This is a genomic window from Mesorhizobium sp. M1227, from assembly GCF_040318315.1.
Taxonomy (GTDB): domain Bacteria; phylum Pseudomonadota; class Alphaproteobacteria; order Rhizobiales; family Rhizobiaceae; genus Mesorhizobium.
In genome coordinates this window covers 1-11,875 of record NZ_JAMYLZ010000067.1, presented here as the reverse complement: position 1 = coordinate 11,875, position 11,875 = coordinate 1, and the positions used below count along the sequence as shown (strand labels likewise).

Annotated in this window: 12 protein-coding genes and 2 pseudogenes; 6 read left to right on the top strand and 8 right to left on the bottom strand. The window is 58.8% G+C overall.

Annotation, left to right across the window (positions count from 1 at the left end; genetic code table 11):
* Positions 1–286, bottom strand: a 286-nt coding sequence (locus tag NKH28_RS33265) for a YciE/YciF ferroxidase family protein (RefSeq protein ID WP_352981355.1), incomplete at its 3' end; no start/stop codon positions are given.
* Positions 287–926: 640 nt separating this feature from the next.
* Here NKH28_RS33265 and NKH28_RS33260 point away from each other — a divergent pair.
* From NKH28_RS33260 to NKH28_RS33250, 3 genes are all read left to right on the top strand, one after another.
* The gene (locus tag NKH28_RS33260; RefSeq protein WP_352456137.1) at positions 927–1,280 is read left to right on the top strand and encodes a hypothetical protein; all 354 of its coding nucleotides are present in this window, start codon (positions 927–929) and stop codon (positions 1,278–1,280) included.
* Between the two features lie 1,000 nt (positions 1,281–2,280).
* Positions 2,281–2,664 carry a hypothetical protein gene (locus NKH28_RS33255; protein ID WP_352473695.1) on the top strand — a complete coding sequence of 128 codons (384 nt, stop codon included), beginning with the start codon at positions 2,281–2,283 and terminating at the stop codon, positions 2,662–2,664.
* Positions 2,665–3,089: 425 nt separating this feature from the next.
* Positions 3,090–3,350 (top strand): hypothetical protein, encoded by a 261-nt coding sequence (locus NKH28_RS33250; RefSeq protein ID WP_352981354.1) that lies wholly within the window; start codon positions 3,090–3,092, stop codon positions 3,348–3,350.
* A gap of 1,096 nt (positions 3,351–4,446) precedes the next feature.
* Here the strand turns inward: NKH28_RS33250 and NKH28_RS33245 are convergent.
* From NKH28_RS33245 to NKH28_RS33230, 4 genes and pseudogenes are all read right to left on the bottom strand, one after another.
* Positions 4,447–4,710 carry an SDR family NAD(P)-dependent oxidoreductase gene (locus NKH28_RS33245; RefSeq protein WP_352706234.1) on the bottom strand — a complete coding sequence of 88 codons (264 nt, stop codon included), beginning with the start codon at positions 4,708–4,710 and terminating at the stop codon, positions 4,447–4,449.
* An 8-nt stretch (positions 4,711–4,718) separates the two neighbouring features.
* Positions 4,719–5,053: pseudogene (locus tag NKH28_RS33240) on the bottom strand (DUF2231 domain-containing protein).
* Between the two features lie 74 nt (positions 5,054–5,127).
* Positions 5,128–5,292, bottom strand: a complete 165-nt coding sequence (locus tag NKH28_RS33235) for a hypothetical protein (RefSeq protein ID WP_352981353.1) — start codon at positions 5,290–5,292, stop codon at positions 5,128–5,130.
* A 122-nt stretch (positions 5,293–5,414) separates the two neighbouring features.
* Positions 5,415–5,732, bottom strand: a complete 318-nt coding sequence (locus NKH28_RS33230; protein WP_352981352.1) for a hypothetical protein — start codon at positions 5,730–5,732, stop codon at positions 5,415–5,417.
* Positions 5,733–5,838: 106 nt separating this feature from the next.
* Here NKH28_RS33230 and NKH28_RS33225 point away from each other — a divergent pair, with 106 nt between their 5' ends.
* Both NKH28_RS33225 and NKH28_RS33220 read left to right on the top strand, forming a co-directional pair.
* Complete coding sequence (locus NKH28_RS33225) at positions 5,839–6,363, top strand: YciE/YciF ferroxidase family protein (protein WP_023677856.1); 525 nt, start codon at positions 5,839–5,841, stop codon at positions 6,361–6,363.
* Positions 6,364–6,567: 204 nt separating this feature from the next.
* Positions 6,568–7,734, top strand: coding sequence for a glycoside hydrolase family 1 protein (locus tag NKH28_RS33220; RefSeq protein ID WP_352981351.1), 1,167 nt, complete (start codon positions 6,568–6,570; stop codon positions 7,732–7,734).
* A gap of 139 nt (positions 7,735–7,873) precedes the next feature.
* On the opposite strand, the gene glf is transcribed toward NKH28_RS33220, so the two are convergent.
* Both glf and NKH28_RS33210 read right to left on the bottom strand, forming a co-directional pair.
* Positions 7,874–9,016: a UDP-galactopyranose mutase gene (glf, locus tag NKH28_RS33215; protein ID WP_352981356.1), complete on the bottom strand. Its 1,143-nt coding sequence runs from the start codon at positions 9,014–9,016 to the stop codon at positions 7,874–7,876.
* Between the two features lie 2 nt (positions 9,017–9,018).
* On the bottom strand, positions 9,019–10,191 hold the full coding sequence (locus tag NKH28_RS33210) for a glycosyltransferase family protein (RefSeq protein ID WP_352981350.1): 1,173 nt from the start codon (positions 10,189–10,191) through the stop codon (positions 9,019–9,021).
* Positions 10,192–10,590: 399 nt separating this feature from the next.
* On the opposite strand from NKH28_RS33210, the gene NKH28_RS33205 reads away from it, so the two are divergent.
* A complete protein-coding gene (locus NKH28_RS33205; protein ID WP_352473704.1) occupies positions 10,591–11,514 on the top strand; it encodes a glycoside hydrolase family protein in 924 nt (307 codons plus the stop codon).
* Between the two features lie 233 nt (positions 11,515–11,747).
* Here the strand turns inward: NKH28_RS33205 and NKH28_RS33200 are convergent.
* Positions 11,748–11,875 (bottom strand): annotated as a pseudogene (locus NKH28_RS33200) (transcriptional regulator); the annotation flags it as partial.

Genomic DNA, 11,875 nt, shown 5'->3' with positions numbered 1-11,875 from the left:
TCATCACCTCGTCTCCAGCGAAGACGCCGCTCAGCGATTGCGCCATCGCCGTCAGCTTACCGCCAGCATCCTTCATCATGGATGAACCCTCGTCCATCTGATCGAGACAAGTCTTCAGCCGGGCAGCCTGCTGCTTCGTCTCGTCGAGGTGCTGTCGGATCCGGTCGCTCAGCTCGGGATAGTTCTCGATACGGCCCAACTGCCCGTTCAACATCGTTTCGGCCTGCTCTTCCATGGCATGGGCATCTCTAAGCCATTGGACAAACCATTCGCGGCTTTCTGACATTTCGGATCTCCTTTGCGATTTAAGGAAAAACTTTCAGAAGAAGACATTGTTCCGGAGTAGAGCCCGCCGAACGCCCCTGACAGTCGTGGCGGGTCTCAATTCACCTCGCGAAAAATCCTGCAGCGATGCGTGGAAAAGGCCAAGATCGCGGAAGATCGGCGCAAGGAAAACGGCCCGTGGACGCTCGCCGCTGCGCCGCTCCATCACAAAATCCAACTGGCACTGGCCGCTCCTGGCCATCCGACGCGGCGACATACGGCGACATATTGAAGGTCCGCATGGCATACTGCGACCGCTGCATGTCGTTCCTGGCAAGTAAGAACGGCAAGCAGATCAAGCTACTAGCGCTCGGCGAAGCTGAAGTGGATTCTCGACGAGGCGCTGATCGCGGAGGCTGGCGCTCCGCATTGAGCCTTGTGCCTCACCGCGCCACCGCAGTCACAAGGAACGCGACGGCCTCTCCGCTCGTTGATTGCTTTTCGAATCGAGCCGCCGTCATGAGGCTTCTAATATACGCCGGCCATCCTAAGGCGGACCTATGACCAGAGTTACAAAAGTTGAACTTCATCGGGGAACACTCCTTCTGTCTGCCTGTTCGATTTGCCAGGCGCATCCCGCGCATTCAGACAGGAGAAAGAAGATGAAACGCATCCTTTTGGCTTCGGCCGTGCTGGCGGTGTCGGCAGGGCTTTCCTTTGCCCAGACGACCAGCGGAACTTCGAGCGGAACCTCGACCAGCGGAACCTCGACCACGACAACCATGCCCAGTACGACGGATCAGGGCACCGGCACGACGAGCAGCGGCACCAACATGTCCGGCGATCAGGGCACCGACACGACCACCACCAGCGGCACCACAAATCCGAACTCGGCCAGAGACTGCGCGCCCGGCCAGCAGACTGGCAGCGCTCAGCAGGCGGCGCCTGGTCAGCAGGACACGACAGCCAATACCGCCGCGCCAGGCCAGGTGAAAAAGACCGACGAAGGTTGCTGATTGGCACATCGGCTCAGGTTGGAATCACCAGCGTGTGGCTGGCTGATCTCCCCCGACCACCGCCTGAACTCAACTCGGCTGGCGAGCAAGTTCCCGCCAGCCGAGCATCAGTTCAGGAACCTTTGCGCTTGCTTGTGCTTTCAGTGGGGCACGCGTGGTTTCTTTTGCTTTCGGTCAGATAGATATCCGTCTGCTCGCGCATCTTGCCTGAAGGGAGCTGCGGTCGCGCTCAGAGGAGAGCCGCGCTGTATTGCCGATAGCGCTAGAGCGATTCGAAGCCCTACGGCAACCGGCAGTCGGACTGACACCAAGTTGGCTCCGAGAGCGTTGGGAACAGCCTTGCACGGCACGTTGCTCAGTTTGGACCTTCGCAAAGGATGTATGGAATGGCGAAAGACGTTTCTCGCGAGGAAGAGCAACGCGGCACCGGAAAGGTCCTCATCTGGGGCGCCGCGATCGCCCTCGTTCTCTTTGTTGCCCTGCTGGCCATATTCGTTCTGGGGTAGTCCTGATTGCTGCAGCAGGATCAAACTTGGGTGCACGAGGTTGTGAGCCTAGAGAGCTGCAGAGCCTACTTGGATCTTGAGCACCGTGGGGTTGAATGCAAGCTCCCGTGTGGTGCAAGTGACTGCTAGGCTTTCGTGGTTTTTGGTGTCCTCTTCGGTTTAGATGCCGCGGCCGACGTCACAGCAAGTGCGGCCTTCAGGCGCTGCTCCCGAAGCCGCGGTCTTTGCGTCTCGTGCCGCACGCTCAATGTCGGTCAATCCTCGTGCAGCATCCGAGGTGCGCTCGTCTCTGGCTTGTCTTTCTTTCTCGGTAGGCAAATTCCTACACTCCGATGTGCCAGCACAGTCGGCTGTCGGCACCCAACCACGGTCGCCATATCGTATTCCACGCCAACAGAAAAAACCCGCCTCGACTGCCGCTGAGCGCGCGCATCCCCGCCTCTGGAACGCTTCAAATACTTTGCCGTTGTTAAAGGCACCTGCAGGAGCCAGGCATGAGAGTATTCCAACGAATTTTGCCGCTCGCCGTGTTCGCGTTGCAACTCTTTGCCGTTCAGTCATTTGCTCAGACCGAGCAGCAAGATCTTCCGGGGCAAGGCGCATCATCGACAACCGAAGATGCCGAGGATGTCGGCGTCGACGTTTCGCTTGGCAGGCACGAAGTGAAACAGCAGATCGCACGGGAGCTTGGAATCTCTGAGGTGGAAGTGCCTCTGGCAGTTCATGTGCCTATCGAGCTCGCCAAGCGGGTCTGCGAGAAAGAGGTATTCGACGCACGCGCCAATGTGAACCGAAGCTGCACCGCGACGAAATACATCCCGGAAATTGCCGAAGCAGCACGAAATCGTCCGCAAACCTCTGCCGTTCCGGAGCAATAGGCGAAGACGAATACTATGGGATAAAGAAGGGGTGCTTGGCTACTCTGGGCGATCGACAAAGCGCCGCCCCGAACGTTTGGAGCGCTTGCGCGTAAGTTTTCAGGCAGCGTCGATACCGCTTGGCTTCCCCAGAGGATGAATCAGTTTGGGGCCGTATGCTTCGACAAAAGGCGCACACCAGATTGCGAAGGCAACCTTCGACCGGTAGAGGCGGACACTGCTTGTTAGCTAGCAGCATCTTGATGATCGCCAAACTGACGAGCTTCTCTGGTCAGCATAGTAGCTTTTTGAGACTCCCGGCCCTTTTAGGTATACTTTCCCCTGACTGTCGGCAATTGTTAGGGCGTCGTCAGCTGTGAGCGACCATCGCGCTTCCGCCCCGATCGGGAGACAGCGCAGATGAAACCTCGTTCAAGAACGAACTGTTGCGGCGCCTGAGCGCGCCGGATCTGACCTTGCTGCAGCCTCACCTCGAAGGCCGTCATTTGGGACTGACGACGTACCTGGAGCAGGCCTCGGTCCCGATTGACACCGTCGATTTCTTCGAGAGCGGTCTCGGGTCAATGGTGGCGAAGCTTCGGGCTGAGGTCGAGGCCGAGGTTGGCCTTATTGGCTTTGACGGTATGACCGGATCAGCCCTGGTCATGGGTGAGGACCGGTCCCCGCACGATTGCTTGTTCAATTGAAGGCTGAAGCTATTGCTATAGACGCGCGTTGGCGGATCGTTCTTATGGGCAGCCCGAGGCGGAATACATCCGACTGATCGGGACGCCCCGTTGCTCATGATGTCACCCGTGCTGCCCTCTCTCCCGTCGCTGACCACATTCGGGCGGTGGCGATTGGCACCTGTCAGGACGTTCTGGCAAGGGTTGTCCAACGGTATGAAACCGCAGTGTCGATTCAGGACAGGCTCGTTGAACATTGCAAGGAGGTCGGATTAACACTGCAAGCAGATGAAGCTTTTTTGCAGGCCTTGTGGTTGTCGCTGGCGAAGGCCAGGACGGCCTTGGAGCGTGAGGTCCCCCCGGCACCGCTGCATGCGCACCTGGCCGGCCGCTCTAGTCCTGGACAATTGCCGACCTCGTCGCTGGTCAGCATGCCAGAATGTCGATGCCGGAAGCCATGAGGACCCCGATTGAATGTTCTCATTCGTTTGTGATCGGGGGTGCAAGGCAATCCGGCTCCAGCGCATGTTGGCCTCAGGAACAAACCGCGGTCGCATCCGTTCAGCATCGCGAAGGACGAGACGGCTGTCCACGGCCTTTCCGGTACTGCAAAGGAGACATGACGTGCTCCGTCCGCAGAGGGGGTTTTCGAAGACCATCTGAGGCTTCGCGCCGCTGGCGACATCGAGGAGGATCTTAGGCGCAACTATGCTGTGGACGTGGTCCTCTTGACCGCGAATTCGAATTTAGAGGCCATGATGCCGTCCGCCTGTCGTCCAAACGCCTGCGCGAGCAGCTGCCTCAAGGTGAGTTCAACTACATCGCAAAACAGGTCCGCGGCCCCTATACATTGCTGATCTGGTCGGCAACTTCGTCCAGGTTCGACGCCATTGAGGGCGCCGACAGTTCCGTCATTCAGGACGGCAAGATTGTCTTCCAGTCCATTCACTACAGGTTGCACCCCAAGGCGGCTGGGGAAGCCGGCGGGCTCTTCCACTCACCGCATCCGACTGGTCACAAGCTTTGTTCAGTACCGGCGCCATCCACCAGAAACGTCCTGATCACAGATGCGGCGGGATTTCCTCGAAGCGGCCGAAAAGCAGGACTGCGGCGCAATTCACCCACACGTCGATCCTGCCGAAACGCGACACGGCAAAGCTGCGCATTCTCCACGGGCCGCATCGTCCGCCATATCGGTGGCAAAGGTCAGCGCCTCACCGCCCAAGCCGGCGCACTCCTTGGCGACCTTGTCGAGTGCGTCCGCGTTTCTTGAGACCAGCACTAGCCGTGCGCCTTTGCGCGCCAAACCCAGAGCAGTCGCTCTGCCGATGCCGCTCGAGGCGCCGGCGACCACGACGACGGCTCCCCGCAGTTCGGCCATTCGTCAACCTATCGGGATAATTCCGGGCGGGAGTTGAGATCCTCACCCTCTTCGGGATGGACGCCTACCCTGTGTTCGTAGACAAGCGTTCCGCCTTTCCAGCCGGTGTAGACGAGCAGCAGAACGACAATCGTTGATAGCGCCAGGCCCAGGGCAAGGCGCCCTCGGCGGCACCGGCGCTTAGGCGCAGCATGAAGCTGGCCAGCGCCAGCACCACGGCCACGACATTGCCGACCATATGGTGCCACGCTGCATTGATGGACCGCACCCTTGAATTTCCAAGAAAATCGGTAAAGCCGGCCAGCGCCGCGGCAGCGCTCATCAACAGGACAAAGCCGAGCAACCAGAAGGATGCTTCGGCCCAGAATGCATTTCCGGTGGACCAGATGCCGCCGACGCCGTGCAAAACCGCCGGCCCTACTTGTTCTTTTTGAGGAGACGAGCTTCCCTCAGGATTGAGCCGCGATCGAAGCCGACCAGCGACATTATCTCGCGTATGTGGTGTTCGGATACGCCTGACTCTCGCGCGAGCTCGCTGACGATTTCAGCATTCGGGCCGAGCCGCCCTTGTTCTTCCGCCATTACACCAATGCCTCGTATTGGGCCAAGAGTGCGACAGTCGCTCCCAAGCGTCAGCGGCCATGTTGTATTGCTGACGATTTGCTATTGTACGGTTCCGGACCAATTCTAGCCAGGGGATTCGCTCAGGTCTGCACTTGCCGTCCAAGCGCCTGCCGGGAAGCCGACAGTAGTTCTTCCTCGTCCACTAGTCCGGCCATGTAATTTGCAATGATCCGGGACGCCAACGCCTTAAGCGCTTCTCCAACCCTCTCGAACTCCGAGAAGAGATCGGGAACCTTGATCAGGTGCGGGCAAAGGTCCGTTGCGAAAAATGCGGCCGCAAGGACTCGATGACAGCGGAACCCTTCAGGCAGACGATCCTCATTCCGGAACTTCCGCAATGGAGCGCAGCCGAGATGCTCAAGCCGCTGCTGGCGCGGCGGACTGAAATCAGCGGTCAACCCGACCGTCGCTCGCTGTTGGCTGCCGCTGTGCCGTGGCGAAGGAACAACAAGAGACTGGTCCAGTTAGAGCCATGCATGCGTCGAAATGAAAGAGGAGATGACAATGGCGACAAAAAAAAGCTCTCAGGGCAGCTCCAAGGGCTTGGAAGACCTTTTCTATGATGGTCTGAAAGACATCTACTACGCCGAACGCAAGATTCTGACGGCGCTCCGGAAAATGGCAAAGGGCGCGGAATCCGAAGAGTTGAAGGCGGCGTTCGAAAAACATCGTGACGAGACGGAAGGTCAGATCGAGCGTCTGCAGCAAGTTTTCGACGCCTTTGGCAAGAGAGCCCAAGGGAAAACGTGCCCGGCGATCGACGGCATCATCGAAGAAGGACAGGAGATTTTGGAGGAATTCGAGGAGGCTCCGGCATTGGACGCGGGTCTCGTGGCTGCAGCCCAGTCCGTCGAACATTATGAAATAGCGCGCTACGGGACTCTTGTCACATGGGCCGGGTTACTTGGCTTGAAAGACGCCGTCCCGCTGCTCGAACAGACGCTCAAGGAAGAAAAAGCAACCGATGAGGCGCTCACCCGACTAGGCGAAACAGGCGTCAACGAACGGGCGATGCAACAGGCCGCATAACTTCGGATCGAATCGACGCGACCGCGGCCCCGGCAGACGGGATTGGAGCTTGGTTGTATTCGCCAATCCAGGCACACGTGTACACCGCAGCCGCCGAGCCGTCGACGTGGTGGTGGCCGACCGGTTTCGACTAGGCCACTGGAACTGACAATGGGGACTGCGAATGCGATTACTTGCCCACGCCTTGGGCGACAGGATGTTGGTATGAACGAGGATACCGCTCGTCGGCCCACGGCAGGCTCTTCCGGGTTCGACAGCTTTTTCATGGCTGGTTTCGAGTGTTCCTCCCACAGGCGCGCCGACGGGGCCCGTCTTGATCTGATCCGCGCGACCTCACATGACATCCATGCACATGCCGACTATCGCCGTTGTGCCGAGCTTGGGCTTCGCACGATCCGCGACGGCTTGCGCTGGCACCTGATTGAAACAGCGCCCGGAGTCTTCGACTGGTCGAGTTGGACGTCGGCGATCGAAGCAGCCCAGGCGGCCGGGGTGCAGATTATCTGGGATATCTTCCACTATGGCTCGCCAGACCATATCGACCAAGGTAGCCCGGGGTTTATCAAGGCCTACGTCCGTTTCGCCGCGGAAGCTGTTCGGGTTCATCGCTCCGCTACCGGGGTGGCTCCGCTGGTGTGCCCGATCAACGAGATTTCGTTTTTTGCATGGGCGGTGGAGGTCGGCTATTTCCCCCGCGTCGGGCCGACCAAGCGTGGATGGTTCAAACGACACCTTGTCAGGGCAGCGGTCGCCGGCGTGAGGGTCATGCGGGAGGCCGAACCCGGCTGCAGGTTCATCTGGGCTGAACCGCTGATCCATATTGCTCCTCGTGACCGTACTCACCCCGAGCGGCGGCGCGCCGAAAATGCTCGCCAGGGCCAATTCGAGGCGTATGACATGCTGATCGGGCGCGTGGAACCGGAGTTGGGCGGCAGCGAGGACGTTGTGGACGTCGTCGGCCTCAACTTCTATCCGCACAACCAATGGTACTTGAATGGCCCAACGATACCGATGGGGCACCACGAATACCGTGCACTTTCGGAAATGCTGGTCGAGGTCGCCGAGCGATACAAGAAGCCGATGTTCATCGCCGAGACCGGCGCCGAAGGTTCAGGCCGGCCAGCCTGGCTTCACTACGTTTGCGACGAAGTGCGCGATGCGACGAGCCTCGGTGCACCCGTTCAGGGTATATGCCTGTACCCGGTGACGGCCTACCCAGGTTGGGACAATTCGCGCCACGCCGAAGTCGGCTTGTTCTCCACCATTCATGCGGACGGCTCGCGCACTGTTTGCAAGCCACTCGCGGACGAGTTGGAGCGCCAGCGCCAATCGTTCTTGGCGTTTGAGGAACAACAAGCAAGCGCGCTATAGCCTCGCTGATACGAACAGTGTGCGCTTTTCAGCTGCATCAACAGCACAGCATATCTAGAGCTGTTCGCCGAGAAGCCGAGAAACATCGTTGGCCTCTTTGGCCGTGGGTCGCCCGACGCCGGTCAGGCCGGCGCATCATTCACTCGGCCGCCTCGCGCTGCGTCGGCGTGACGAGCATCCCGTTTGCTGGCAGGCGTGTCTGAATGCGCCCGAACGTAGCCAATGCCTGGCCGACCACCTGATCCATATTGTAATAGCGATATGTTGCAAGACGTCCGACGAACCAGACCTCCGGGCACGCCGCGGCCAAAGCTTCGTATCGTTTGTACAAAGCCTCGTTTTCGGCCCGCGGCACCGGGTAATAAGGATCTCCGACGTCGGTGGGGTATTCGTAGGTGAGGCTGGTCTTCGGACTCTGCTGACCGGTCAGATGCTTGTACTCGGTGATCCGTGTGTATTTTTCCGTCTGCGGATAGTTGACGACGGCGACCGGTTGAAACTGCTCGCAATCAAGCGTCGTGTGCTCAAAGCGCAGCGAACGGTAGGGCAAGCGACCAAGCTTCCAGTCGAAATACTCGTCGATCGGACCGGTATAGATCATCTGCTGGAAGGGGATCTTGTCGCGAATTTCGCGGTAGTCGGTCTGCAGCATGATCTTGATCTTAGGGTGATCCAGCATGCGCTGAAACATGCGCGTATACCCGCCTGCCGGCATGTTCTGAAAGCTGTCGCCAAAATACCGATCGTCGCGATCGGTCCGGGTCGGGACTCGCGCCGTCACTGACTTGCTCAACTGGGAAGGGTCGACACCCCACTGCTTCCTCGTGTAGCCGCGGAAGAATTTCTCGTAGAGCTCTCTGCCTACTGTGCTCACCACGACGTCCTCGGCGGTGCGGACTTCTTTGACCGTTTCGCGTCGGAAAGCGAAGAAGTCCTGCAGCTGCTCGGACGTCAATTCAAGGCGATAGAGGCGGTTTATGGTGTCGAGATTAATCGGTATCGGCAGCAGCTTTCCATCGACAAGCGACAGCACGCGATGTTCGTAAGGCCGCCATTGCGTGAATTGCGACAGATAGTCGACGATCGATTGGGCGTTGGTGTGAAAGATGTGAGGCCCGTAACGGTGAATTAGTATTCCCGCCTCGTCGTAGCAGTCATAGGCATTGCCGCCGACGTGATTTCGTCGGTCTATGATCAGGACGCTTTCCTGCCGTTGCGATGCGATACGCTCGGCCAGCACACTGCCGGCGAAACCGGCCCCTACGATCAACCAGTCGAACACGCTCACGCCCTCCTCAGGAATGGGACGACGCTCTTCATCGCATGGGCGCGCTCGATGTGGGCAGCCATCGCGCTCCAGGTCTTCTCCCAGGACATGTCGGTGAGGTAGGCGTCGGCCTTCTTCACCAGGGAATCGCGGGGGTGGGCCAGGATCGAGCGAAGCTTGGCCTCGATGTCCTCCGCCTCGACAATCTCGACAAGGCCTTCGACGCCGTAGGTACGCACAACGTCGACGATGGCCGTGGACAACACCGGCAGTCCTGCCGCAAGAAACTCGGGAGTCTTGGTCGGGCTGATGTAGCGGGTCGCTTCGTTGAGCGCGAACGGCATCCAGCCGGCACTCCAATGCCTGAGATAGTTCGGCAGGTCTGCATAGGACTTGCCGCCCAGCCAATGCAGGTTGCCTGCCGTGGGAAGGCTCGCCCGATCGATCTTGACGACAGGGCCGAGCATGACAAAATGCACGTCTAGCATTGCCGCAGCCGCATGCGCGATAAGTTCAAGGTCGAGCCGTTCGTCGATGACCCCGAAGTACCCCACCCTCGGGTGAGGTATGTCGGCCTGATCGAACGGGTCCTCACCTGGCGCCCTAGCCTGATGGAAATGGGTAACGTCGATGCTGCTCGGGAAGGGAAAGATCGCCCGATGCAAGCTGCGCTTGGCCTCGTAGAGGCTCTGCCCGCCCGTGAAGACGACATCGGCACGTTGCAACAGCGCCTTTTCCAACTGCGTCAACTCTGCGGGAGCGTCTTTGAACGCGGAGAGTTCATCCATGCAGTCGTAGACGCAGACGTCACAGGCGAGATGATCGCTGAAGCGTAGCGCCATGGGCGTGTAATACCAGGTCGTCAATCGGTCATGCGGCGTGGAGGCGAGGATCTGATCGACGAACCTGCGCTGGATCGCGTCCGCCCTGGTCGCGGAGGTACCAACTGGGATCAACGGCGTCACTATTCTGATCGTCGGGGTAATATTGTGCACCCGCATCGAAGGGTGGCGCCTCTCATCGAAGATCGGCTCTTCGAAGTAAATTAGCTGTTGCTGTTTTGACGCCAGGGTTAGAATGTGTTGTGGTCTCTGATATACGAAGTTCCATCGGAGGTGTGAAAAGCAAATTAAAATAGACGGTTGTACAGGGTTTTTTGGTGTTTTGGCCCGGCCCGCCGCCATTTCCATGTAGATTATCCTTCGATATAGTTACAAAATGCCTCGACTAACAAAAGTCAATCGAGGCAGCTTTGACATGAAGTTCGCAGCCTTCTATATAACTTCCATCCCGATAAGTTGTTCCATAGCTCCAAACTGTCTCGGGCGAGACCAGCCGTCCGCTCCACTTGCGACGGCTCAACAGAGAAGGGGCGAGCCGGCCGCCCCCATTCGATCCACATGATGAAGCCCCTCGCGTCAGGTCGGGCTCCCCAAATGTGGCCCTTTGCCACAGAGCGGTTCAAATCCTTCAATCGTTCAACAACCGTTCATCAGCGGAGCTATAAATACGCTTGGAATCGATTCATCTGAGTCGCGCCGGTGGTTCATTTGAATGGAGACCGAGACGAATCGAGGGATGACTGGCGAATGAAGATCGACTTTGAAACCAACGTCTTTCCATTGTTTCACCCGCAGGTTGTGGATGATCTGAAGGACCCTTGTCCGGTGTTCGACGGCACGCTCTGGCACGTCTTCGGCTCCAGCGGCACCGTCACAACAGAGAGCTGGAAAATCCTCCACGCCACAGCGCCGGATCTTTATGGACCCTGGACAGAGCACGAGGCGATCGTTTTGCCGGTAACCGGATCTGGCATTGCGGCGCCCGGCGTCATTCATGAGTGCGGCGTCTTCCACATGTTTATCCAGACCGAATTCATGAAGTCCGGCGGACGTTGCGAGCACGCGGTGTCCAATGACGGCTTTCATTGGGTGGTGCTCAATCCGGCGATATTGTCGCTGCCCGACACCGATGAGGACGGCATCTACGATCCCCACCCCGCAATCGTCGGAGGCAAGCGCTATATCGTCTATTCAGGCATGCCCAAATTCACCAGGGTGCCCCAGCCTGATGTCTATCTGGCGCGCAGCCAATCCGATTCCTGGTTCGGGCCATGGAAACGTCTCGGCAAGATACTCGATCATCTCGACGTGCCACATCACAATGCGCGCGAGCACCCCGATTACGAATGGGGGATCGAAGGCGCGCAGCTCGTCGAGCTGCCGGACGGTCGTGTGCTTCTCAACGCCACCTGCTTCCTCCCCGAAGGTCCGCGCGGCAGCCGGCAGCGCGTCTTCTTCGCCATCGCCGATGACGTCAAGGGTCCCTACGTTTCCGTTGGCCCCGTTCTCGACCCTGGTGAGCCCGGCGAGAATGGCCATTCGACGGTGATGATCGACGGCCGGCAACTGACCTTGTTCTACCAGAGCAGGCGTGAGGCTACGAACCATCGCTGGCGGTTCGGGTTGGCTAAGTGTGACCTGGATCGGCATATACTTTCGAGAGTTGCCTAGATGGTAAGTTCCGGCATTGGCCGGAACGGAGGATGCTCTGGCTGTTGGTTGGTGGGACGGATCCCTTTGTACTGGTGATTGAGGGTAGCAGGGGATTCGCAGCCAGTGGGCAAAGCTTGCGACGAGGGATCTATACACGTCAGGCAAGCCGGTCGCCTCATGGACGGCGGTGCCAGCTGCAAGCCTAGCCTAGCAATGAACTGTAACTGAGCGCAGCAACGCGGCCAGTCGATTCACGCGGTTTTGATCCTGAGCACAATGTCCTGATCGTAATTTCCAAAGCCCTTGCCGAAAATATTGATCCCGCCGGGGCGCTTGGCGTCGTCCTTGACGCCGATACGGACGCGGATTGAATGATGGC